We start from the raw sequence: 22,780 nt of genomic DNA, 5'->3' as shown, positions 1-22,780 counted from the left end.
CATTCCAGTAGACAGTCATCGCGCAGGAGAGGGCCGCCACCGGGTTGATGAACCGCAAGAAGACCGCGGAGTTCGCGGGAAGTGTCGGGCTCGGCGCCTGGGCGGGGTTCGCCGTGCTGGCCCTGGTCGTGGCCGGTCGCCATGGCGCCCCGCTCCCTGTGGACCGCACCCTGCTGGCCTGGTCCCTCGCTCATCGCCCGGAGGTGGCGGTGGCCGTGGCCCGGGGGCTCACCGCGACCGGCACCGGGGTCGTGCCGTACGCCCTGGCCGTGGTGGCCGGGCTGCTCGTGGGCCGCACCCCGCGGCAGCGGATCGCCGCCGTGCTGTTCTGCGCGGCCTGCCTCGCCCTGGGCCAGGCGGCCCGGTACGGCGTGCTGGAGCTGATCGCCCGGGCCCGGCCGCCGCAGGCCTACTGGCGCACCCACGCCTCCGGCTGGTCGTTCCCGTCCGGCCACAGCACGACGTCCGCGCTGGCCGCCGGTCTGGTGGTGCTGGCCCTGGGGATCCGGGCCCCACGCGGCCGGACGCCGTGGTGCGTGGCCGTCGCCTGCTGGGGACTCGCCGTCGGGGCCACCCGGATGTTCCTCGGCGTGCACTGGTGCACGGACGTGATCGGCGGCTGGCTCTTCGCGGTCGGCTGGCTCGGGGTCTGCTGGTGCGTGGCCGTCCGTTGGGCGCCGGATCCGGCGGCCCCGGACGACGTACCGGAGAGTCCGGTGACGGAGACCGGCGGGAAGCGCGGCGGTTGACGTCGGGGCCCGCGCCGCCGGACTCCCTCCTGTGGCCCCGCCCGGTCACAGTGCCCGGCGCCGGACCAGCAGCCCGAGGACCAGCAGGCCCGGCAGCAGCGGCAGCCACATGGTCAGCAGCCGGTAGCCGAGCACGGCGGAGGCGGCCGCGGCGGCCGGGGTCCCGGAGGCGGTCAGGGCGAGGGCGAGGGCCGCGTCGAGCGAGCCGAGCCCGCCGGGCGTGGGCAGCAGCGCGGCGGCGCCGCTGGCGGCGAGGTACAGCAGCGCCACCCGGGCCGGGGACAGCGAGAGTTCGACCGCCCGGGTCACGGCGATCAGGACCAGGGCGTGCAGCCCGGCGAAGGCGAGGGAGCCGCCCCACAGCGCCGCGGCGCGGGCGGGGCGGGTGTGCAGGGCCCGGAGGTCGGCGGCCACGGCGGTCACCGCACCCCGGCAGCGGGCCCACACCCGGGCCCGGACCAGGACGGCGAGCAGCACGGCCGCGGCGGTCACGGCGAGGATCGCGGCCACGGACACGTGCGGGATCCGCAGCAGTCCCGGGCAGGCGGGGGCGAGGACGGCGATCAGGACCAGCCGGACCACGGCACCGGCGGCGGCCTTGACCGCCAGGGCCGACGCGCCGCGGCCGGCCGGGAGGCCGCAGCGCATCAGGAAGCGCAGGTTCACCGCGCCCGCGCCGAGTCCGGCGGGCAGCAGATGGTTGGCGGCCGAGGCGGCGAACTGCGCGGCGACCAGGCGCCCGCCGGGCAGCCGGCGGACGACCGCGCCCTGCTGGGCGAGGGCCGAGGACGCCCAGGTCCCGACCGCCGCCAGGGCCGCCACGAGCATCCAGCCCTGGTCGGCGACGGCGAGCCGGAGCGCCCCGTGCTCCACGGTCGGCCAGTGCCTGCGGAGCAGCCAGCCCGCACCGGCCAGCAGGGCGAGGCAGAGGCCGGTCTGCCAGTAGACGCCTCGGCGGCCCGTGACGGGCGTGGCGTTCACGTTCGGGACCATCGAGGCACCCACCCCTGTTCCCCTACAGCTCGCAGGACCGTTTTGGGCTTCAGGGACAAACACTGACAAACTAATGAGAATTACTGGTGGAGGCAGCGCAGGTACGTCCATACGAACGTCGGCACTACGCGCTGTAAGGTTGTGCCATGGCTGGCACAGGGTCCCGCGGCAGAGCGGAGCGGCGCAGCGCGGGAGAGCTGGAAAGCGAAGTGCTGGCAGCCCTGTGGGCGACCGAACACCCGTTGACCCCGGCCGAGATCCAGTCCGAGATCGGTGGCGGACTCGCCTACAACACGGTCCACACCATCCTCAAGCGGCTGTACGACAAAGGGCTGGTGCTGCGGGACGCCGACGGGCGGCGCGGTGCCTACCGGCCGGCGAAGAACGCGGCCGAGCTGACCGCCGAGGCCATGCACGAGGCCCTGGACCGGGGACCCGACCCGATCGCCGCCCTCCAGCAGTTCGTGTCCGGGCTGAGCGCGGAGGAGGAGCGGGCGCTGCGCAACCTGTTCGCCGGGGGCGGCGCATGAGGTTCGACGTCTACACCCCGCTGCTGGTGTCCCTGCTGCTGCCGTCGGTCAGTCCGCTGATCGGCCGCCGGGTGGCCCCGGCCCTGGCCGCGCGGGTGCTCACCGCCGCCGCCGCACTGACCGCCGCCGCGACCACCTGGTCCCTGGTGCTGCTGACCACCGCCCTGCTGGGCGACGCCCCGCCGGTGATCCGGGAGGCCCGCGAGGACGGCCGCCCGCTGACCGACCCGGTGCCCGAGGTGATCGGCCTCGCCGCGTGTCTCGCGCTGGCCGTGGTGGTGTGGCGGGTACAGCGGGCGGTGCGCGCCGAGCGCCGGACCCGGCGGGCGCTGCGACGGCTGTGCGCGGGGCATCCCGGGGACACCGAACTGGTCGTGGCCGCAAGCAGGGTGCCGCAGGCGTTCGCGATCCCGGGCCGGCCGGGCCGGATCCTGGTCACCTCGGCGATGCTGAGCGCGCTGGCCCCGGCCGAGCGGCGGGTGCTGCTGGCTCACGAACGGGCCCATCTGACCCACCGGCACGGCCTCATGGTGACGGCCACGACCCTGGCCGCGGCCGCCAACCCGCTGCTCGGCCCGGTCCGAGCGGCCGTGACCTTCCTGGTGGAGCGGTGGGCGGACGAGCGGGCGGCGACCGAGGTCGGGGACCGCGGGACCACCGCCCGGGCGCTGGCCCGTGCCGCCCTCAGCGCGGGCCGAGCCCGCCAGTCCTGCGCCCTCAACTTCACGGACCGCGCGGTCACCCGCCGGGTCGCGGCGCTCCAGACCAGCCCGCCGCCCTCCCTGTGGCCGGCCGCCGTGGCGGTCCTCGCCCTCGGCGCACTGGCGGCACTGTTCGCGGCGGACGCGACGGGCGACTTGGTAGGGCTCCTATTCAACGCGCTCACGTGAAACGCCCCGTTTTCTAGGGGCGCGGGGAACTGCGCGACAAGCCACGACGGTGGCGCGGACGACCGTGGCGGAGTGCGGGTCGGTGGGGGCTGATCGCGCAGTTCCCCGCGCCCCTTACGGGGCGCTACGGCTCAGGCCGGTCGGTTCGGTGCCCGGTGCGGCGGTTGCTGCGGGGTCGGTCCGGGGCGGACCGGTGGCACCGCCCGTACCGCCGGGCTGTCCGTGCTCACCGTCAGCGGCTCCCCGTGGTGGTGGACGGTGAGCGGCGGCCCGTCGAGGAGGGTGTAGGTCGCCTTGTCGGCGCCGATCTCCACGCGCAGCCTGCTGCCCCGCAGCTGCAGATTGAAGGCGAGACGGCGCAACCGCTCCGGCAGCCGGGGCGCGAACCGGGCGCCGTCGTCGTAGTGGCGCATCCCGCCGAAGCCGGCCACCAGCGCCATCCAGGTGCCGGCCAGGGAGGCGATGTGCAGTCCGTCGCGGGTGTTGTGCTCCAGGTCGTCGAGGTCCATCAGCGCGGCCTCGGCCGTGTAGGCGTGGGCCAGCGTCAGATGTCCGGCCTGGGCGGCGACGACGGCCTGGCAGCAGGCGGACAGGGAGGAGTCGCGCACGGTCAGCGGCTCGTAGTAGGCGAAGTTGCGGGCGATGTGCTCCTCGTCGAAGTAGGCCCCGCAGGTGTACATCGCCAGGACCAGGTCGGCCTGTTTGACGACCTGTTTGCGGTAGAGGTCGAAGTAGGGGAAGTTCAGCAGCAGCGGGTACTGCTCGGGGCTGGTGTTGGCGAAGTCCCACCGCTGGTAGCGGGTGAACCCGGCGTGCTGTTCGTGGACGCCCAGTTCGTGGTTGTAGGGGACGTGCACGGAGTCGGCGGCGTCCCGCCAGGCGGCGCTCTCCTCCGCGTCGACACCGAGCCGCGCCGCCTGCCGGGGGTGGCGTTCGACCGCGTCGGCGGCGGCCAGCAGGTTCGCCCGGGCCATCAGGTTGGTGTAGGTGTTGTCGTCGGCGACCGCGCTGTACTCGTCGGGGCCGGTGACGCCGTCGATGTGGAAGGCGCCGCGGCTGTCGTGGTGGCCGAGCGAGCGCCACAGCCGGGCGGTCTCCACCAGCAGCTCGACGCCGGTGTCCCGTTCGAAGTCGGTGTCGCCGGTGGCGGCGACATAGCGGACCACCGCGTCGGCCACGTCGGCGTTGACATGGAAGGCCGCGGTGCCGGCCGGCCAGTATGCCGAACCCTCCGAGCCCGCGATGGTCCGCCAGGGGAACGCGGCGCCGTCCAGGCCCAGTTGGGTGGCGCGTTCGCGGGCGGCCGGCAGGGTGCTGTAGCGCCAGCGCAGCGCCTCGGCGACGGCGTCGGGGGCGGTGTGGGTGAGGACGGGCAGCACGAACATCTCGGTGTCCCAGAAGGCGTGCCCGTCGTATCCGGAGCCGGTCAGGCCCTTGGCGGGTATCGCGCGCTGTTCGGCGCGGGCCCCCGCCTGCAGCACATGGAAGAGGGCGAAGCGGACTGCCTGCTGGACCTCCTCGTCGCCGTCCACCTCCACGTCGGCGCGGGACCAGTAGTCGTCCAGGTAGCCGCGCTGGTCGTCGGCGAGCCCCTGCCAGCCCTCGTGCGCGGCGGCCGCCAGGGCCGCGTCCACCTGGTCGGCCATCGCGGGCAGCGAGCGCACCCCGGACCAGCCGTGGGCGACGAACTTCTCCACCCGCAGCCGCTCCCCCGGCTCCAGCACGGAGGTGACGGTCAGCCGGGCCACGTCGGTGTCGCTCTCGGCGTCCGTGGTGGTCCGTCCGGGACCGGCGACCGTGTGGTCGGCGGCGACCGCGACCCGCAGGCCGCTGCGCCGGGTGCGGTGCACCAGGCGCAGCCGGCGCCCGGAGGCGAAGTCGTCCTCCTGCTCCAGCGGTGACTCCAGGGCCATCGCGGCGCGCGGGTCGCCGTTCGCGCCGGGCAGCTGCTCGTTGGCGACCAGCTCGGACTGGATCACGATCCGGCAGCGCCGGTCGACGGCCTCGACCTCGTAGGCGACGGCGGCCACCGCCCGCTGGGTCAGCGACACCAGCCGGGTCGAGCGCACCCGCACGGTGGATCCGGCGGGCGAGGTCCACTCGCAGGTCCGCTCCAGCACGCCCCGGCGCAGGTCGAGGACCCGCTCATGGGCGACCAGCCGGCCGTAACGCAGGTCGAAGGGCTCGTCGTCGACGAGCAGCCGCAGGATCTTGCCGTTGGTGACGTTGATGACGGTCTGCCCGGACTCGGGGTAGCCGTAGCCGGCCTCGGCGTACGGCAGCGGGTGCACCTCGTGCACGCCGTTGAGGTAGCTGCCGGGCAGGCCGTGCGGTTCGCCCTCGTCGAGGTTGCCGCGCCAGCCGACGTGCCCGTTGGACAGCGCGAACACCGACTCGCTCTGCGCGAGCACGTCGAGGTTGAGGGCGGTCTCGCGGACCGTCCAGGGCTCCACGGCGTACGACCGGTGGGTGATCACTCCTTGCCTCCCAGCTCGGCGAGGTCCGTCACGACGGTGTCCGCGCCGTGTGCGTACAGGGCGTCCGTCTGGCCGACGCGGTCCACGCCCACGACGTACCCGAATCGGCCGGCCCGACCCGCGTCCATGCCGGCGAGGGCGTCCTCGAAGACGGCGGCATGGGCGGCCTCGACGCCGAGGTCGTGGGCGGCGGCCAGGAAGGTGTCCGGGTGCGGCTTGCCGGGCAGATGGCGCTCGGCGGCCACCACCCCGTCGATGCGGACGTCGAAGAAGTGCTCGGCACCGATCGAGCGCAGCACGTCCCGGCAGTTGGCGCTGGAGGAGACGATCGCGGTGCGCAGTCCCCGCGCGCGGACCGCCTCCAGGTAGCGCAGGGTGCCGTCGTAGGCCTCGACGCCGTCGGTGCGGATCTTCTCCAGGAGCAGTTCGTTCTTGCGGTTGCCGAGGCCGTGCACGGTGTCGGCGTCCGGCGGGTCGTCCGGGGTGCCCTCGGGCAGGTGGATGCCGCGGGAGTCCAGGAAGGCGCGGACCCCGTCGGCGCGCGGACGTCCGTCGACGTACTCGTCGTAGTCGGCGACCGCGTCGAAGGGCCGCTGGCCGTCGTGGCCGCGCAGGAAGGCGTCGAAGGTCTCCTTCCAGGCCGCCGCGTGCACGACGGCCGTCTTGGTGACGACCCCGTCGAGATCGAAGAGACAGGCCTGGATGGTGTCGGGCAGACCGAGTGCTGTCATGTCCGGCATCTTCCCCACCAGGCGGCTTCCAGGGGGTGGTACACACCACATCCCGGGCCCGGTGTCACACTTTTTGCGTGCCGCTGACTTTCGACGACCTCCTCGACCGGGCCCGTTCACTCACCGGACGCGGTCCGCGTGCGATCCTCGGCATCGCGGGCAGCCCCGGCGCCGGCAAGACCACGCTCGCCGGGCATCTGGTGCGCGAGCTGAACGGCTCCGGCGAGCCGTGGGTGGCGCGGGTGCCCATGGACGGCTTCCATCTGGCCGACGTCGAACTGGACCGGCTGGGGCTGCGGGACCGCAAGGGCGCGCCCGCGACCTTCGACGCGGCCGGGTACGCGGCGCTGCTGCGGCGGCTGCGCGAGGACACCGGCGAGGTGGTGTACGCGCCGGGCTTCGAGCGGGTCCTCGAACAGCCGCTGGCGGGCGCGATCCCGGTGCCGCCGACGGCCCGGCTGGTGGTGACGGAGGGCAACTACCTGCTCCTGGCGGAGGGTCCCTGGACGCGGGTGCGGCCGGCCCTGGACGAGGTGTGGTTCTGCGAGATCGACGAGGCCGAGCGGATACGGCGGCTGGTCGCCCGGCACGAGGAGTTCGGCAAGGGGCACGCGCAGGCGGTGGCCTGGGTGGCGGGCACCGACCAGCGCAACGCCGACCTGGTCGCCGCCACCCGGAACCGGGCGGACCTGGTGGTCCCGGAGACGGCGCTGCCCACGCCGTAGCGCCCTTCAGGGGCGCGGGGAACTGCGCGACCAGCGACGACGGCGCGGCAGCCGAACAACGACGCGGCACAGCACTCGCGGCGGAGCGCTCAGCAGCCGGTGAGGGCGAGCCCGGGATCGCCGTGGGCGTCCTCGGCCCCGATGACCGCCGTGAACGCCTCGGTGTGCACGGTCAGGTCGCCCTCGAACGACGGCGTGAAGTCACCGCCGGGCCCGTACCGTACGGCGAACACGTGCAGGTGCGGCGGTGCGCCCGGCGCCGGTTCGGCCTCGTAGGCCGTGGAGGCGACCAGGTGGCGCCAGCCCTCGTCCGGGTTTCCGTAGCCGCGCGGGTCGGCGGCGAGTGCGAACGCGGCCTGCTCCTGGGTGAGTTCGGCGCGCGCGTCGAAGTGGTCCACGCCGTCCCCGGCGGGGTGGGTGAGGCGCAGCGCGCCCGCGGCGGCGATCTCGCCCTCGGCGACCCGGCGCACCCGGTCGCCGTCGTCCGCCGCGTACGGCAGCCCGGCCAGCAGGTACGGCGTCCCGGCCAGGCGCTCCATGGCCACCGTCACCCACAGCCGGGCGCCGTCCGTGACGTACAGGGAGCGCACGTGGCGCAGGACATGGTCACGCCCCACGACCGGCTTGCTGACCAGCTTGGCGGTCAGACCGTCGACGCGCACGTCACGGACCCGGACCTCGCCCATCGGCCGGCAGTACAGGAAGCCTTCCAGAGCAGGACCGAAGCCGTGCTGCCTGTTCACCGCCGCCGGCAGGTAGTAGGTGCCGCCCGCCTCGACCAGGGACGGGGTCATCCGGGTGTCGAAGGCCACCGAGACGGATCCCGCGCGGAGTTGGTGGCGGGCCGGGGCCGTGGACGGGTCGCGGTGCCAGGACGTGGTGTCCTGGATCTGCCAGACCAGCATCCACGCGAAGTGCCCGTCGACACCGCCGTCCGCCTTGACCGCGTGCCGGCCCCAGTTGGTGTCGCCCCGGTAGCGGCCCAGGTCGGAGCCGATCCGGGCGCCGAAGTAGCGCAGCCCCAGGACGGACTCGAAGCCGGAGTGCTGTTCGCTGTAGCGGGGGCCGCCGTTGTCGAAGCCGCCGCCCGGCAGGCGGGCGTCGAGATAGCGGGCGAGCGCGTCGCCGTCCTCCGCGAACATCGCCTCGCCGCTGATCCGGTGGGCCTGGGCGAGGAAGGACAGCGAGATCGGACCGTAGTTGTTGTCGTAGGCGCCGCCGTGCTCGGGGGGCAGCAGCGCGCCCCGGTCCAGGACGCGATGGGCACGGATCCTGTCGGTGTACAGGGCCAGCGCCCGCTCGCGGACCTGCTCGCCCTCCCCGGCGGGAAGGTGGCGGGCCAGCATCAGCCCGCCGACCACGCACCCGATCGCCTGGTTGCCGGCCTCCTGCGGGTTGAAGAAGGTGGCCTCGGTGAGCCGGCGCCAGTAGCCGCGGCCCACCTCGGTCAGCGCGGTGCGCTGTGCGTCGTCGACCAGGCCGTCCGCGAGGTCGAGGACGTTGACGGCCTGCAGCAGCGCCCACACCGTGCTGGGCCAGTCCCCGATGGGGTGCGCGCCCGGTGCCAGGACGTAACGGGCGTACGGGAGGCCGGAGTCGCGGACCGTCAGGTTCGGGTATCCGGGGTTGTCCTCGGTGTAGACCCGCTCGCGCAGGTGGAAGGCGAGGCTGCGGTGCACGGCCTCCGGCAGCCGCGGGTCCTTGGCGCGCTGCCAGGCGAGGGCCAGCAGTGAGGTGACGCCGAGGGAGGTGTCGCCGATGTCGTCGTCGGCGTCGGGGTGTTCGAGGTTGCCCTCGGGCGTGAGGCGGGCCAGGGCCTGTTCCACGACGTCGGCGAGGACCGCGTCGTACGCCTCGGGGGTGGACGGCAGGTCGTGCAGCGGGCCGAGCTGGCGTGGCAGGTGCATGGGTGGATCAGCCCTTCATGCCGGAGGTGGCCATGGCGTGGTGCGTCGGGGTCGGACGACAGGCGCGGGACGGCGGGCGCGCAGTGCGACGGTCAGTGTCTGCGGGCCGTGTCCGCCGAGGTAGACGCGGTTCCCGCCGGTCGCGTCGGTGCCGCCGACCACGGTGTGGTCCTGACCCGGGTCGTACCGTAGTACGTCGCTCCGGTCCGGCCCGGCGAGCGGTTCGCCTGCCTCGACGTCGGCCTCCACCCGGATCTCGTCGTCACCGACCCGGTAGGTCATCGGCCCGGTCGTCAGGCACCAGCGTCCGTCGCCGATCGGTTCGGCGCCGTCCGGCACGCCGCCGGGCCGGAAGGTCAGTTCGAGGGCCCAGGGCACCCGGGGGCCGCCGATGTCGATCCGCAGGTCGACGCCGTCCTCCCGCAGCTCGGCTTCGACGTGGGTCGTGTGGGAGACCTCGTCCCGGGGCCGGTCCTGGAAGGTCATCGCGGCCGAGAAGCGTCCCTCGTCCGCGACCCGGTAGGCGCCGTCGGCCCGTCGCCGGTCCGGCGGGAGCGGCTGGTAGTAGGCGGCCGTGCGGGTTTCGGTGAGCCGGTACCGGTGGCCGGCGAGCTGTTCCATGCCGGCGGCGCGGAACGGGCCCAGGTCGAAGAATCCCCGGGAGAGGCGGACCGCGTCGAGGACGGCGTCACCGGCGAACAGGCGCAGGAAGGTGGGATTGCAGGCGAGGCCCGAGCGGATGCGCCGGTGTTCCGGCACGTCCGAGCCGCCGTACAGGACACTGTGCGCGGTGGCGGAGGCATGCGAGGCGAGGCGGGCCGTGGTGAGGTACCGGGCGCGGGGAAGGGGTTCCGGCGCCGGTGCCGGCAGCACGCGGCACAGCTCGGGGGTGAGGATGGTCTCGGCGAGCAGGCCGGGGTCGTCGATGCCGCCGGCGGCCGCCAGCCGCGCCGCCCGGCTGAAGTCGCGTCGGCCGGAGCGGATCGCGAGCAGCCGGTAGTGTGCCAGATAGGGCGCCAGCGGGAACGGGTGGTTCTGGTCCTGCCGTCGCGAGTGGACGGTCTCCACCGTGCCGTCCGGTCTGATGAGGTCCAGGGTCGCGGTGAGGTTGCGTTCGACGGCGTCCCTCAGGTCGGTGCGGCCGAGGACGTCGGCCAGGAGCAGCAGCGACGGGTTGGACACGTGGGCCGCGTAGTTGGCGCTGCGCTCCGAGTACAGGCCCTCCGCGTCGATGTCGACGCCCTCGGCGAGCCACGCGTCGATGCGGTCGGGCAGCCGGCTGTCCGGGAACGACCGGTGCAGCCGGGCCAGCGCCGCGCACAGCTCCCAGCGGTGGTTCGGGGTGTGCACCCCACCGGTCAGGAGGGCGCCGGCGGCGGCGCCGGCGATCTCGGCGAGCGCGGCCGTGACGTCGCGCAGTTCCGGCCCGGCGCCCGCGGCGAGGATGTGCGCGTCGCACACGTCGTTGACGGTGAACGCGGAGTCCGGCGGTGACTGCACGTTGTCGCCGCCGGCGAAGAGGCCGGTGCCGGTCTGCGTGGCCCGCAGGGCACGGAGGTGGGTCGTCGCGGCGGCGACGGCCTGCCCGCTGCCGTGCAGAGCCGAGTCCGTGGAACGGTACGCCGCGACCAGAGTCCGCACCCGGCGTGCCAGGGCGCGGTGGGTCACACCGGCGGGTTCCTCGTCGGGGCCGGCCGCCAGCGGGACGGCCGGCCGGTCGGCGGCGCCGGCCGCCGCGCGGACGAACTCGTGGTCGAGCGGGGTGGGCACGGTCAGTCCTTCAGTCCGGCGTTGATGTCGGCGCCCATGACGTAGCGCTGGAAGACCAGGAAGATGACGATCAGCGGGATCATGGAGATGACCGAGGCGCCGAGCAGGACCGACCAGTTGATGTTCTGCGCGCCGACGATGCTCTGGATGCCGATCTGCACGGTGAACTTGCTGGGGTCGTTCAGCATCAGCAGCGGCCAGATGTAGTCGTTCCACCGCCACTGGAAGGACAGGATGGCGAGGGTCAGCATGATGGGCCGGGAGAGCGGCACCATGATCCGCAGGAAGATCGACAGTTCGCGGGCGCCGTCGATGCGGGCGGCTTCCACGAGTTCGTCGGGGACGGTCAGGAAGAACTGGCGGAACATGAAGCATCCGGTCGCGGTGAGCACGGCCGGGAGGATGATGCCGGCGAACGAGTTGTAGAGGCCGAGGTTGCGCACCACCAGGAACTCGGGGGCGAGCATGACCTCGCCCGGCAGCATCGTGGTGGCAAGGATGCAGATGAAGAACGCCTTGAGCCATCTGTTGTCGTACTTGGCCAGCGCGTACCCGGTGCAGCAGCTGACGCCCACCGTCAGGATCGTCGTGATGACGCACACGATGGTCGTGTTGACGAAGTACTGGGAGAAGTTGGCGCTGCGCCACGCCTCGAAGTACCCCGACAGGGTGGGGTGGTGCGGCACCAGCGTCAGCGGATAGGAGAACAGGTCCCCGGCCGGCTTGAGGGAGCTGAGGATGAACCACAGCACCGGCAGCCCGTAGAGGCACGCCAGGATCCACAGCAGGGTCGTCGCGGGTACCGCCCGCCGGAGCCCACCCGTGGTCGCACCGCGGGACCGCTTTTTGGAAACGGCCCGTCCGGGGCCGGCGTCGACCGGGCGTGTCGTGTCTGTGGTTGTCATCGGTTCTCCACCCGCCGGTTGACGATCAGCTGGATGATCGCGACGGCCATCAGGATGAGCATGAGCACGAACGACGCGGCGCTCGCGTAGCCGATCTGGCCCCGTTGGAAGCCGGTCTGATAGATGTACTGGACAAGCAGGTTGTTCGACGTGCCGGGTCCGCCGTTGTTGAGGGAGACGAACACCGGGTATTCCTTCATCGCGTTGATCGTGTTCAGCAGGATCACGATGAACGAGGTGGGCGCGATGCTCGGCAGCGTGATGCTGATGAACTGGCGCCAGGGGCCGGCGCCGTCGAGCGAGGCCGCCTCGTAGTAGGACACCGGCACGTTCTTGATCGCCGCGATGAACAGCAGCATCGAGAAGCCCGTCCAGGCCCAGGATGCCGCGAACACCACCACCAGCAGCGACAGGTCCGCGTTCGACTGCCACGGGACGGCGGACCCGCCGAACTTCTCGATGATGTAGTTGACCAGACCGAAGTTCTCGCCGAACAGCCACCGCCACAGGACACCCACGACGATGGGCGACAGCAGCCACGGGATGAAGAAGATGACACGGGCGACGGACGCGCCCTTGGCGTGCTTGCTCACCAGCAGGTTGGCGGCGAGCAGTGAGAGCGCGAAGTTCAGGGGAACGAAGAGGACGGCGTACAGCAGCGTCCGGGTCAGCGCGTCGTAGAAGGCGGAGTCCCCGAACAGGTTGTGGTAGTTGTCCAGTCCGACGAACTGGAACGCACCCACGCCCGTGTAGTTCGTGAAGGAGTAGACGAGCCCGATCACCGCCGGCCACACGAAGAACAGCGCGAAGAGCACGACATTGGCCGCGATGAGGACGAGCGGCGCGAGAATGTAGGTGCTGCGTCTCCTGGGCGGCCTCACGGACACGTCCGCGGCGCTTTTTGTCATCTTCCTGACTTCCGTGCTGGTGGATGGATTGCTGCGGGCTCACGCCGTGAGCCCGGCCTCACGTGGGCACCCAGGGTCCGGGCGGCGGCGTCTCGAGGCCGCCGCCCGGGCCCCCTGGCCTACGACCCGCCGCCGACCTGCTGGTTGTAGCCGTCCACGATGTTGTCCAGGGCCTTGTCGACCGACTGCTGGCCGTTGATCGCCTTGCCCAGCTCCGTCTTGGTCGGGTCGGTGGCGAGGCTCTTGCCCTTCAGCACCCAGTTCGTCTGCGCGCCGTTGAAGTAACCCGAGATCGGGGCGTAGAGCGGGATCTCCTCGTTGTACAGCTTGAACGCCGACTGCGCCGCCTCGGAGGTGAAGGGGTACTTCGGGCTGAGACCGCTCTCGACCGGGAGGAACCCGGAGGTCTCCACCAGCTCGGTGTACTGCTTCGGCTCGTACACCCAGGACAGGAACTTCTGCGCGGCGGTGGCCGCGGCGCCGTTGTTGTTGAAGCCCACCATCATGCCGCCGCTGTTGACGTCACTGGCCTGCACCGGCTGGGCGGGAGTCGGGACGCTCGCCCAGTCGAACTTCTTGATGCTGTCGGCGAAGGAGGCGACCTGCCACACGCCGGACCAGTAGGCGACCACGTCACCGCTCTGGAACATGGCCGACGGGTCGGCGCCGCTGGTCCACACCGACTTCGGCATGGTCTTGTCGTCGTTCAGCCCGACGAAGTACTTCACGGCCTTCTTGGTCGCGGCGTCCACCGAGAACTTGCCGGAGGAGTCCGCGTGGACGTACTGCCCGCCCATCTCGTACACCATGGCGCGGAGCCGGGACGGCGACTGGTCGAACGTGAGGGAGTACTTGGCGCCGGTCTTCTCCCGGACCTTGTTCGCCGCCGCGATGAACTCGGTCCAGGTCCAGGTCTTCTGGGGCGAGGTCGGGACGGCGACGCCGGCCTTCTTGAACAGCGTCTCGTTGATGAACAGGCCGGACGCGGTGACGTCCGAGGGGATGGACAGCACCTTCCCGGACGAGTCCTTGGCGAGGAAGTTGGCGTTGATCTTGTTGGTCTTGTCGCCGGCGATGGAGCTGAGGTCGATCAGCTTGTTCGACCAGATCGGGTCGAGCGCCGGCACGTCCGCGACGTCGGGCAGCGAGTTCGCCTGCGCGGCGTTGTGCAGCTTCGTCGGGTAGCCGTCGTAGGGGATGTTGACGAGCTTGACGTCGACGCCGGCTTCCTTCTTGTACTGCGCCACCAGCTTCTTCCAGCCCGCGTCCTGGCCCGGGACCGTGGAGATCCAGAACGTCAGCGACTTGGAGGTCCCGCCCGAGCCGGATCCCGACCCGCAGGCGGAGAGCAGCAGGGCTCCTGCCGTGGCCACGGCAGCGAGAGGAGCCAGACGGCGTATGCCGCCGCGGCCGAGTCGGCGAGAGCGCCGCACACCCACACTGGTCATCTTCAATCCCTTTTCGTCGTAGCGGAAGAAGCACGGCGCCTGCCGAGGCGGCACGGGTGCATTTTGCGGGAGATTTCGCTTTCCGGGGGCACGGCCTCGCCCGGCCGTGTCGCCTTGACGGGTGGGGTCCCCGGCCATGACGGCCGGCGTCGCACAAGCACGCCCTCGTGCGGCTGCCGTACTTCGAGTACGGGCTGAAGGCTCACCCGGAGTCGGCGTCCCGGCCGACTTAGAAAGCGCTTGTCCGGACATTGGCAGACCGATCAGGAAGCCGTCAATCCTTCACCTGCACGCCTTCGGTCACGTTTTGGACTCCCTTGGCCACGGCGAGCCGGGCGGCACCCACTACCGTACCGAGATCGCCGATCTGGCTGCTGACCACCTCGGTGGGCCAGCTCAGCCGTCCCAGCTCGGCCCGCACCCCGGGCAGGAGCTGGGGATACGCGCCGGTACTGCCGCCGAGCACGATCAGCCCCGGATCCAGCACGGCGGCCACCGCGGCGGCCAGCCGGCCCACGTCGGCGGCGTGCCGGGCGACCAGTCCGCTGGCGGGCTCCCGGCCCTCGGCGGCCAGCGCGAAGAGCCCCTCGGCGGTCCGGGGGCGCGGGCCGTCCCCGGCCCGCCAGGCCGCGGCGGCCCGGCGCAGCAGGGCCTGCGAGCCGACGTACGCCTCCAGGGCCTCCTGACGGGGCTCCCGGTCGTCGTCCCAGGGGTAGGGCAGCCGGGCCAGCTCACCGGCCGCGCCGTTGGCGCCGCGCAGCACCTGGCCGCCGATGACGATGCCCAGACCGATACCGACGCCGATCCGCAGGTAGCCGAAGGTGCGGCGGCCCCGGGCGGCGCCCTCGTGGAGTTCGGCGAGGGCGGCGCAGTTCACGTTGTTCTCCAGGTGGACCGGCACCCCCGGCGGCAGGGCGACCGAGACCGCGTCGAAGACGGGGCCGGCCTTGGCGGTCGCGGGGCGCATCCCGGTGCCCGCCAGGTCGGGGGCGGTGACGTCACCGATGGCGACGACGATGGCCCGCAGCGGGGCGCCCGCGGGCAGCGCGGCCAGGGCCTCGCGGACGGCGTCGGCGGCGCGTGGCCGGGGCGTGTCCGCCTCCGCGAGCAGGGTGCCGTCCAGGGCGCAGCCGCGCACCCGCGTGCGGGCCGGCCCGAGGTCGACGGCGAGGACCGAGCCGGAGGCGGGCCCGAGGCCGTAGACGGCGGCGGAGCGGCCGGTGCCGCCGGACGCGGTGCCGGAGTGGGTGGCCAGCCGGGCCCCCTCCAGCTCCGCGACGGCGGCGGAGACCGTCGGCTTGGACAGGCCGGCGAGGCTCGCGAGCTGCGGCCGGGTGGCGCTGCCGGCCTGGGCCAGCACGGCGAAGACCGCGCCGGCGCTCTCGGTGAGCCGGGGGGCCTCAGTCACGACGTGTTCCACAGTTCCCCCATGGGTCAGGGGCCGCGCTCCCCCGGGTGTCGCGGGATGCGGCGATGCGGTGCCCTTGTGCCGCGCGGTTCTGGCCTCGACAACGTCCCGTTGATCGAGTCCGCGGCAACTCTTGACGCACTGTACTTCGTTAGTTAACTTCCTAACGAAGTACACGGTACTCGCCTGCCGTGCCCCGCAAGAAGCCCGTCCCGGGGCTTCCCGACTCACTCAACTCCTGTCCGGCCAGGCACGGTTCGCCCACCGTCGCAGCTAGGGCCTGGCCGGCGGATCAGGACGCAGGAAATCAGCGGCGCCTGTCAACGCCGGTGAGCGGGGCGTGGAGCGTGCAGCTGCAAGGCGGAGGAGGGAGTTGACGCGGAGCGTCGGCGACCGACGACAACGCCGCAGATGCGCGTGCCACGCCCCGCGCCTGCGGCTGGATCCGCCGGTCAGGCCCTGAGTGCCAGGCTCTTCGGCGCTGTTCGCCCAGACGACGAAAGAGGATCCGTGCAGGACACTCCTTCTTCCCCGCTCGTGGTCGGCATCGACGTGGGGGGCACCAAGACCCATCTCCGCGCACTCACCGGCGCGGACCTGGTCGCCGATCACATCCGTTCGAGCAGCGGCTGGCGGCCGCACGACCCGGCCGCCGCCGCCCGCTGGCTGACCGCGCTGGTGCACGAGGCCCTGCCGGCCGGCACCCGCCCCGCCGCCCTGGCCGTCGGCGGGCACGCCTGTGAGACGCCCCGCCAGTGCGCCCGGATCGCCGCCGCGCTGCGCGACTTCCACGAGATACCCGTCCTCGTCGTGGGCGACGCGGAACTCCTCGTCCCCGCCGCGGGCCTGGACAAGGGCGTCGGCCTGGTCGCCGGCACCGGTTCGGTGGCCGTCGGACGGCACGCCGACGGCAGCCCCGTGCAGGTCGGCGGCTGGGGCGCGGTCCTCGGCGACGAGGGCGGCGCCGCCGGACTGGTCCGGGACGCCGCCCGCGCCGTCTGGGCCGCGCACGACCGCGGCGAGGCACCCGACGCCCTCGCGACCGGACTCGTCGCCGCCTTCGGGGTGGCCGAAGTACCCGCACTCGGCGCCGCGCTGGAGGGCGCCCGCGACGTCTCCGCCGAGTGGGGCCGACGCGCCCCGGTGCTTTTCGACGCGGCCGACGCGGGCTCCCGGCTCGCCGCCGACGTGATAGCCGACGGCGGCCGCGCCCTCGCCGGCCTCGTGGTCCGGCTCGCCGCACGCGGTCTCGCCGTGGACGACGTGGTGGTCGCGGGCGGCACGATCCTCTCCCAGCCACGCCTGTACGACGCCTTCGCGGCCGCGCTCGCCGAGGCCGTGCCCGGGGCGCGGCCACAGCCGTTGCGACTCCCCCCGGTCGAGGGCGCGGTGGCGCTGGCACGTTCGATCCTGTGAGAAACCCGTCCGCAGCCCGTCCGGTCCCGCACGCCTGGACCACGGGCTGTTCGACGCTGCGAACACGCAGGTCCAGGCCCGTTCCTCCGGTGGACCACCGGGCTGCCGTTCAACTCCGGGTCATGTGACGGTCGTCCGACCATGACCGCCGGGACACGAACTCGCCCTAGAACTTCGCTCGTTCAACACTTTTCGCACGCGAACCCACACGCTCGCGCGCATCCGATGCACCGGTCGTCCGCGTGAACTCCCCCAGAACTCAAGAGAGGCACACCCATGCCGTCATCTGCCGGGCACCACACCTCCGCACCGGCCCGTGGACTCGCCGTCGGCCGACGGGGATTCCTGAAGACCTCGCTCGGCGCCTCGGCGGGTGTGCTCGCCGCCCCGACGTTCGCCGGCTGGCTCGCCGCCGCGGACGCCAAGGCCGCGACCGCTCTCGCGTTCGTCGACGACTACAAGACGAACATCAGTACCAACCTGACCGCCGACACCAACGCGGTGGTGCGCATCCTCGGCGGCTTCGCGCGGATATGGAAGACCGGTTCCGCCTGGAACACCGGTAGCGTGCTGCGCGCGGACATCCTGCGCGACAACATGCGGTACTGCGCCAAGATCACGCGCAGGCGCTCCGTCGCCGAGGCGAAGAAGGCGTTCGTCTACGACCGCCAGCACCAGAGCTACGCGATGATCGCCGGCCTCGGCCCGCTGGCGGACCTGTACAAGGCCGGTTCGCTCGCGGTCACCTCGATCACCGGCGCCCCCGACGGGACGCCCGCGACCACGATCAGCGACGCCGTCCCGGCCGACGCACCGACGGGCTCCGCGCTCGGCGCCGGCTCGCACGACTCGGCGCTCGGCAAGGTCGCCGAACTGGTCGACACCGTGCGCGGCAACTACGCCTCCGGCAACCCCTCCAAGTACGCCTACCAGTACCCGCGCCCCTGGCGCATGAACGAGGACAGCGAGGTCGTCGACACCGGAAGGACCGACGCCTACGGCTTCCCGGTCTACGACTCCGAGGTGGCCGTCGCCCCGCAGCTGCTGCGCCAGCGCAGCACCTCCCCGGTCGACGACGGCGGTTTCCCCTCCGGCCACACCAACGCCTTCCACCTGGCGGGTCTCGCCTACGCCTACGCGGTGCCGGAGCGCTTCCAGGAGCTGGTCACCCGCGCCCTGGAGCTCAGCGACACCCGCATCGTCGCCGGCATGCACAACACGGTCGACGTGATCGGCGGCCGCATCATGGCCACCGCCCTGGCCGCCGCGACCCTCGCCGACCCGGCCAACGCCGCCCTCAAGGCGGCCGCCCGCGCCCAGGCCCTCGCCTACTTCGAGGCGCGGACCGGCGCCACCGCCGACACCCTGTACGCCTACGCCCACTCGGCCGGCCCCGCCGCCGACCCGTACGCCGACCGCGCGGCCAACGAGCGCGCGGCCACCCCCCGGCTGACGTACATCCTGCGGCGGCAGGGCGGCGACCAGCCGCTCACCGTGCCCAAGGGCGCCGAGGTGCTCCTGGAGACCCGCCAGCCCTACCTCACCGCCGACCAGCGCCGGGAGGTGCTGCGCACCACCGCCCTGCCCGCCGGCTACGTGCTGCTGGACGGCGTCGAGCAGTGGGGCCGCCTCGACCTGTTCGCCGCGGCGGACGGCTACGGCGCCTTCGACACGGACGTCACGGTCACCCTGGACGCGGCGGCCGGCGGCTTCTCGGCGGCCGACAGCTGGCGCCACGACATCGACGGACACGGCGGTCTGACCAAGCAGGGCACCGGCACGCTGACGCTGACCGGCGGCAACGGCTACCGCGGCGGCACCGTGGTGGCCGGGGGCACCCTGGTGGCCGCATCGGAAGAGGCGCTGGGCCGCGGCGACGTGCGGATCACCGCCGGCGCCCTGCGGGTGGCCGCGGAACTGTCCGTGCGGGGGACGTACACGCAGGACGCGGGCACCCTGGAGGTGACGCTCGGCAAGGGCCGCAAGGCACCGCTCCAGGTCAAGCACCTGGCCGTGCTCGGAAAGGGCAGCAAGCTGTCCCTGGAGCTCGACACCGAGCACCCGCCGGCCGCGGGCCACACGCTCCCGGTGCTCGGCGCTCCGCGACTGCGCGGACAGTTCGACCACATCGAGCTGAACTCCGACAAGCTGCGGGCCGTACCCGTGTACACGGCAGACGGTCTGTCGGTACGACTCGTGAAGCGGTGACGCGCCCGGTGACGGGAGCGATGCGAGAGTGGGGCCCATGATCCCGCTCCTGATCGCTCCCGTCACCGCGGGCCCGGCGTCCCCGCGGGGCGGATGATGGCAAGCGAACAGCAGTCGGTCCTCGATCCCGGCGCCCTCGGTGACCCCGTACCCGCCCCCCGGCCGGCCCCCGCGGCCCGGCTGACCGCCGCCCTGCGCGCCCGACGCCGGTGGCTGGTGCCGGTCCTCGTGGTACTGCTGCTCGCCCAGATGGCGGTCGCGATGGTGACCAGCGCCGTCCAGCAGACGCCCACCATCGACGAGCCGGTCTACGTGGCCGCGGCCACCGACTACCTCCACGAGCACCGGCTGCGCTACAACCCCGAGCACCCGCCGCTCGGCAAGCTCGTCGTCATGGCCGGGATCGCGGTCGCCGACCCGCACTACGACCCGTCGTACCAGGGCGACCAGGGGCAGGTGGGCCGGCATCTGCTGTACGCCTCGGGCAACGACCCCTGGCGGCTGATGCTGTGGGCCCGGCTGCCGGTGATCGCGCTGACGCTGCTGTTCGCCCTGGTGGTCTTCGCCTTCGCCCGCGAGGTCCTCGGCACCGCCGCCGGGCTCCTCGCGCTCGCCCTGTACTGCTTCTCCCCCGACCTGATCGCGCAAGGCTCGCTGGCCACCCTGGACGTGCCGTCGGCCGGGCTCGTGCTGACGTCCGTCTGGCTGCTGTGGCGGGCGCGGCGCCGCCCCCGGCTGTATCTGCCCCTCGCCGGGGCGGCGTTGGGCGCGGCGGTGGCGACGAAGATGAGCGCGCTGCCCGCGCTGCCGCTGCTCCCCGCCCTGGCGGTGCTGTCCGTGTGGGGCGTGCGCCCCGGCCGGGTGCGGCGCGCGGTCACGGCGGCGGCGGTGGTGACGGTGACCGCGGTCGCCGTCGTGTGGCTGTCCTATCTGGCCGTCGATCCCCGGCTGCGTTCCGTGTCCGCGGTGCCGGTCCCGGCGATCCACGGTCCGCGGGGCCTGCTGATCGGCCTGATGCCCTTTCCGCACGCCTACCGGGACGGCATGCGCCTGCAGTTCGGCCTGGAGGACTATCCCTGGCAGGGCTATCTGTTCGGGCACCTCTACACCGGCTCCCGCTGGTACTACCTGCCGGCCGCCCTGCTGGTGAAGACCCCGCTGGGCATGCTGGCGCTGTGGGCGGCCGGCGCGGTCGCGGTGGTGGCGGTGCGGCGGCTGCGGCCGGCCGCGCCGTACGTGCTGCTGCCGCCGGCCGTGCTGCTGGTCTCGGCGATGACCGGGTCGCGGGACTTCGGGACGCGGTACGCGCTGTTCATGCCGATGTTCCTGGCGGTGGGCGGCGCCGCGGTGCTGGCCGTGCGGTGGCGGTGGTCGCGGCCGGTGGGCGGGGCGCTGCTGCTGTTCGTGGCGGTGAGTTCGCTGCGGACGTTCCCGTTCTACCTGCCGTACTCCAACGAAGCGTTCGGCGGTCCGGCGAAGACGCATCTGCGGCTGCACGACTCCAACGTGGACTGGGGCCAGGACCTGGGCCGGCTAGCCGACCGGCTGCGGGAGCGCTACCCGGGCGAGCGGATCTGGCTGGTCTACAAGGGCAGCGGCGTCCCCTCCTACTACGGCATCCACGCCACCGATCCCCGCACGGTGCCGTCCCGCGAGGTGCACGGGCTGCTGGTGGTCTCGGACTCGTCGGTCGCCAAGGCACGGGGCCGGCTGGCCGCGCTGATCGACAGCAGCCGTGCCGTCGACGACGTCGGGCATTCCATCACCGTCTACCGGCGGTGACCGCCGGAACCCCGGTGCCTGCCTCGCACGTTGTGCGTTCGGCCGCCGGGGCGGTCGGACGGTCGGCACAACCCCTGGTCACCACGGTCCGTGAGCTATGTTGAGTCCTCGTGGGAGACAAAGGAGGCGCTTCGGTGCCATCGCCGCAGCAGGCTCGCGCCCAGGCGTCCGCGATCACCTCGGGCAAGACGGTGCCGGAGGCGGAGGCCGCGCCCACCTCCCAGCTCCGCGAACTCTTCGACGGCCCCCGGCTCTCCCCCGGCCAGCGGCGCATCGCCCAGTACCTGATCGACCACATCACCGAGGCGGCCTTTCTGTCGATCACCGACCTCGCCGAGCGGGTCGGGGTCAGCCAGCCGTCGGTGACCCGGTTCGCGGGCGCGGTCGGCTTCAGCGGGTACCCGGCGCTGCGCGAGCGGCTCCAGTCGATCGCGCTGCGCACCCTGGCGGGCGGCACCGGAGACGCCACCGAGCACCGCAGCAACGAACTCCAGGCGGCCGTGGACGCCGAGATCGAGAACCTGGAGAACCTGCGCCGGGACTTCGCCGACCCGGACCGGGTGATCTGGATCGGCCGCGAGCTGTCCCAGTCCTCCCCACTGACCGTGCTCGGGCTGCGCATCTCCGTCTCGCTGGCGGAGTACTTCGCCTACGCCGCCCGCCGTATCCATCCCGACGTACGGCTGGTGACCCGTGGCGGGAGCGTGGCCTACGACGCGCTGCTCCAGTCGCGGGAGGCGGGCGGCACCTGGGTGCTGGCGTTCGGGATGCCGCGGCACGCGCAGGAGACGCTCACCGCGATCCAGGTGGCGCGGACCGCGGGTCTGCGGGTCGCGCTCGTGACCGACCTGGCGCTCGGCGCCCTGGCCGACGAGGCCGACGTCACCTTCAGCACCGGGATCGGGTCCCGCCTGGTCTTCGACACCTACGCGGCGCCCGGCCTGATGGCCGCCGCCCTGCTCCAGGCCATGACGGATGCCGACCCCGAGCGCACCCAGGCGCGCCTGGAGGAGTACGAGCACGTCGCCGAGCAGCACCAGTTCTTCCTCAAGGACTGACCCCGGGGCCCGGCGCACCGGCCGCCCCTCCCCTGTTCCGCCGCAGGAGCCCGTAGCGGGACCATTCACCGCATTTCACGCATGAATGTTTTCATACGTCTTGCAAACCGGTCGGCATATATAAATACTGCTCACGGACCACCCCGGCACACTCCGGGCACGTTCCGCACCGAGGACGCACCGCTCGCACCCGCCCCGAGAAAGCCGACGGACCGCCCATGCGCACGCAGCACCACCCGCAGTGCCGGCGGCCGACGCCCGGGGCCCCTGCACGGACGCCCCCAGCCGCCGTCTCCTACCCGCGTCGGCGCCCGGGGTGTTCGAACGGGCATCGCCTGCGCGATTCGCCCGCGGCGGCTCCGGCCATCCCCTAGGCCGGAGCCGCCCAGACATCCGTCGACCACCCTTCCCGACGCCGCACCCCGGAAGCGATGACCATGACCCTGACGACGACCACCCGCATCACGCCAGACTGGCCCTGCCAGGTCAAGACGCCGGGCAGTTACGACTGGGAGCGCTCCGCCACCAAGTGGCTGCGAGAGCTGGTGCCGGCCCGCTACGCCAGCTATCCGGCGCTGATCCGGCACCCCGTGCTGCTCGCACGGCACGCGCAGATACAGGTCCAGCACGAGATCCGGGTGGCCCGCACGGCACTGCAGACCGCACGGGCCGAACTGCCCCTGCTGGGGCTGCCGGAGTCGGTCATCGAGCACACCATCAAGCTGTACGCGGCGGAGGTTCTGCAACTCCAGCACATCGCGCGCAGCGTCCGTGCGGTCACCGAGGCGCTCGTCGGGCACAGTACCGGCCGCTGACCATTGCGCTCCGAGTCCGCTCGGAGGATGCACAGCTCCTGCACTGATCGGGCACGAGTG

At 72.7% G+C, this 22,780-nt stretch carries 18 protein-coding genes; 9 read left to right on the top strand and 9 right to left on the bottom strand.

The genetic code is table 11. The features are described from left to right. Nucleotides 1-47: 47 nt before the first annotated feature. Nucleotides 48-749, top strand: a complete 702-nt coding sequence (locus ACWDGI_RS08885) for a phosphatase PAP2 family protein (RefSeq protein WP_450756842.1) — start codon at nucleotides 48-50, stop codon at nucleotides 747-749. A gap of 45 nt (nucleotides 750-794) precedes the next feature. Here the strand turns inward: ACWDGI_RS08885 and ACWDGI_RS08880 are convergent, their stop codons facing one another. Then, a complete protein-coding gene (locus ACWDGI_RS08880; protein WP_450756840.1) occupies nucleotides 795-1,742 on the bottom strand; it encodes a lysylphosphatidylglycerol synthase domain-containing protein in 948 nt (315 codons plus the stop codon). A 146-nt stretch (nucleotides 1,743-1,888) separates the two neighbouring features. Here ACWDGI_RS08880 and ACWDGI_RS08875 point away from each other — a divergent pair, with 146 nt between their 5' ends. Beyond that, the gene (locus ACWDGI_RS08875) at nucleotides 1,889-2,272 is read left to right on the top strand and encodes a BlaI/MecI/CopY family transcriptional regulator (protein ID WP_450756838.1); all 384 of its coding nucleotides are present in this window, start codon (nucleotides 1,889-1,891) and stop codon (nucleotides 2,270-2,272) included. After that, nucleotides 2,269-3,162, top strand: coding sequence for a M56 family metallopeptidase (locus ACWDGI_RS08870; RefSeq protein WP_450756836.1), 894 nt, complete (start codon nucleotides 2,269-2,271; stop codon nucleotides 3,160-3,162). The genes ACWDGI_RS08875 and ACWDGI_RS08870 overlap by 4 nt, the downstream gene beginning before the upstream one ends. Before the next feature lie 131 nt (nucleotides 3,163-3,293). Here the strand turns inward: ACWDGI_RS08870 and ACWDGI_RS08865 are convergent, their stop codons facing one another. Continuing rightward, nucleotides 3,294-5,639 carry a glycoside hydrolase family 65 protein gene (locus ACWDGI_RS08865; protein WP_450756834.1) on the bottom strand — a complete coding sequence of 782 codons (2,346 nt, stop codon included), beginning with the start codon at nucleotides 5,637-5,639 and terminating at the stop codon, nucleotides 3,294-3,296. Next, entirely contained in the window at nucleotides 5,636-6,370 is a 735-nt protein-coding gene (locus tag ACWDGI_RS08860; protein WP_450756832.1) for a beta-phosphoglucomutase family hydrolase, read from the bottom strand. Before ACWDGI_RS08860 ends, ACWDGI_RS08865 begins: the two co-directional genes overlap by 4 nt. A gap of 77 nt (nucleotides 6,371-6,447) precedes the next feature. On the opposite strand from ACWDGI_RS08860, the gene ACWDGI_RS08855 reads away from it, so the two are divergent. Beyond that, nucleotides 6,448-7,095 (top strand): nucleoside/nucleotide kinase family protein, encoded by a 648-nt coding sequence (locus tag ACWDGI_RS08855; RefSeq protein ID WP_450756830.1) that lies wholly within the window; start codon nucleotides 6,448-6,450, stop codon nucleotides 7,093-7,095. Between the two features lie 89 nt (nucleotides 7,096-7,184). On the opposite strand, the gene ACWDGI_RS08850 is transcribed toward ACWDGI_RS08855, so the two are convergent. From ACWDGI_RS08850 to ACWDGI_RS08825, 6 genes are all read right to left on the bottom strand, one after another. Next, a complete protein-coding gene (locus tag ACWDGI_RS08850; protein ID WP_450756828.1) occupies nucleotides 7,185-9,002 on the bottom strand; it encodes a hypothetical protein in 1,818 nt (605 codons plus the stop codon). A gap of 15 nt (nucleotides 9,003-9,017) precedes the next feature. Then, complete coding sequence (locus ACWDGI_RS08845) at nucleotides 9,018-10,772, bottom strand: hypothetical protein (protein ID WP_450756826.1); 1,755 nt, start codon at nucleotides 10,770-10,772, stop codon at nucleotides 9,018-9,020. A 2-nt stretch (nucleotides 10,773-10,774) separates the two neighbouring features. Further along, on the bottom strand, nucleotides 10,775-11,677 hold the full coding sequence (locus ACWDGI_RS08840) for a carbohydrate ABC transporter permease (protein WP_450756824.1): 903 nt from the start codon (nucleotides 11,675-11,677) through the stop codon (nucleotides 10,775-10,777). After that, nucleotides 11,674-12,585 carry a carbohydrate ABC transporter permease gene (locus ACWDGI_RS08835; RefSeq protein WP_450756822.1) on the bottom strand — a complete coding sequence of 304 codons (912 nt, stop codon included), beginning with the start codon at nucleotides 12,583-12,585 and terminating at the stop codon, nucleotides 11,674-11,676. The genes ACWDGI_RS08840 and ACWDGI_RS08835 overlap by 4 nt, the downstream gene beginning before the upstream one ends. 119 nt (nucleotides 12,586-12,704) lie before the next feature. Then, nucleotides 12,705-14,033, bottom strand: a complete 1,329-nt coding sequence (locus ACWDGI_RS08830) for an extracellular solute-binding protein (RefSeq protein ID WP_450756820.1) — start codon at nucleotides 14,031-14,033, stop codon at nucleotides 12,705-12,707. A gap of 274 nt (nucleotides 14,034-14,307) precedes the next feature. Then, nucleotides 14,308-15,441 (bottom strand): ROK family transcriptional regulator, encoded by a 1,134-nt coding sequence (locus tag ACWDGI_RS08825; RefSeq protein WP_450756818.1) that lies wholly within the window; start codon nucleotides 15,439-15,441, stop codon nucleotides 14,308-14,310. Between the two features lie 510 nt (nucleotides 15,442-15,951). On the opposite strand from ACWDGI_RS08825, the gene ACWDGI_RS08820 reads away from it, so the two are divergent. From ACWDGI_RS08820 to ACWDGI_RS08800, 5 genes are all read left to right on the top strand, one after another. Beyond that, the gene (locus tag ACWDGI_RS08820) at nucleotides 15,952-16,857 is read left to right on the top strand and encodes a BadF/BadG/BcrA/BcrD ATPase family protein (RefSeq protein WP_450756816.1); all 906 of its coding nucleotides are present in this window, start codon (nucleotides 15,952-15,954) and stop codon (nucleotides 16,855-16,857) included. A gap of 276 nt (nucleotides 16,858-17,133) precedes the next feature. Further along, nucleotides 17,134-19,065, top strand: coding sequence for a phosphatase PAP2 family protein (locus tag ACWDGI_RS08815; RefSeq protein WP_450756814.1), 1,932 nt, complete (start codon nucleotides 17,134-17,136; stop codon nucleotides 19,063-19,065). Nucleotides 19,066-19,158: 93 nt separating this feature from the next. Further along, complete coding sequence (locus ACWDGI_RS08810; protein WP_450756812.1) at nucleotides 19,159-20,847, top strand: phospholipid carrier-dependent glycosyltransferase; 1,689 nt, start codon at nucleotides 19,159-19,161, stop codon at nucleotides 20,845-20,847. Nucleotides 20,848-20,981: 134 nt separating this feature from the next. Next, nucleotides 20,982-21,905, top strand: a complete 924-nt coding sequence (locus ACWDGI_RS08805) for a MurR/RpiR family transcriptional regulator (protein ID WP_450756810.1) — start codon at nucleotides 20,982-20,984, stop codon at nucleotides 21,903-21,905. A gap of 431 nt (nucleotides 21,906-22,336) precedes the next feature. Further along, complete coding sequence (locus tag ACWDGI_RS08800; protein WP_450756808.1) at nucleotides 22,337-22,720, top strand: hypothetical protein; 384 nt, start codon at nucleotides 22,337-22,339, stop codon at nucleotides 22,718-22,720. Nucleotides 22,721-22,780: the final 60 nt, after the last annotated feature.

This window comes from Streptomyces sp. NPDC001220 (assembly GCF_053597895.1).
This window is presented reverse-complemented; position numbering and strand designations above follow the sequence as displayed.

What these genes read in the sequence shown, in the direction of transcription:
- ACWDGI_RS08885 (WP_450756842.1), top strand. Translation starts at nt 48, where the DNA reads ATGAACCGCAAGAAGACCGCGGAGTTCGCGGGAAGTGTCGGGCTCGGC.
- ACWDGI_RS08880 (WP_450756840.1), bottom strand. Translation starts at nt 1,742, where the DNA reads ATGGTCCCGAACGTGAACGCCACGCCCGTCACGGGCCGCCGAGGCGTC.
- ACWDGI_RS08875 (WP_450756838.1), top strand. Translation starts at nt 1,889, where the DNA reads ATGGCTGGCACAGGGTCCCGCGGCAGAGCGGAGCGGCGCAGCGCGGGA.
- ACWDGI_RS08870 (WP_450756836.1), top strand. Translation starts at nt 2,269, where the DNA reads ATGAGGTTCGACGTCTACACCCCGCTGCTGGTGTCCCTGCTGCTGCCG.
- ACWDGI_RS08860 (WP_450756832.1), bottom strand. Translation starts at nt 6,370, where the DNA reads ATGACAGCACTCGGTCTGCCCGACACCATCCAGGCCTGTCTCTTCGAT.
- ACWDGI_RS08850 (WP_450756828.1), bottom strand. Translation starts at nt 9,002, where the DNA reads ATGCACCTGCCACGCCAGCTCGGCCCGCTGCACGACCTGCCGTCCACC.
- ACWDGI_RS08840 (WP_450756824.1), bottom strand. Translation starts at nt 11,677, where the DNA reads ATGACAACCACAGACACGACACGCCCGGTCGACGCCGGCCCCGGACGG.
- ACWDGI_RS08835 (WP_450756822.1), bottom strand. Translation starts at nt 12,585, where the DNA reads ATGACAAAAAGCGCCGCGGACGTGTCCGTGAGGCCGCCCAGGAGACGC.
- ACWDGI_RS08830 (WP_450756820.1), bottom strand. Translation starts at nt 14,033, where the DNA reads ATGACCAGTGTGGGTGTGCGGCGCTCTCGCCGACTCGGCCGCGGCGGC.
- ACWDGI_RS08815 (WP_450756814.1), top strand. Translation starts at nt 17,134, where the DNA reads ATGCCGTCATCTGCCGGGCACCACACCTCCGCACCGGCCCGTGGACTC.
- ACWDGI_RS08810 (WP_450756812.1), top strand. Translation starts at nt 19,159, where the DNA reads ATGATGGCAAGCGAACAGCAGTCGGTCCTCGATCCCGGCGCCCTCGGT.
- ACWDGI_RS08800 (WP_450756808.1), top strand. Translation starts at nt 22,337, where the DNA reads ATGACCATGACCCTGACGACGACCACCCGCATCACGCCAGACTGGCCC.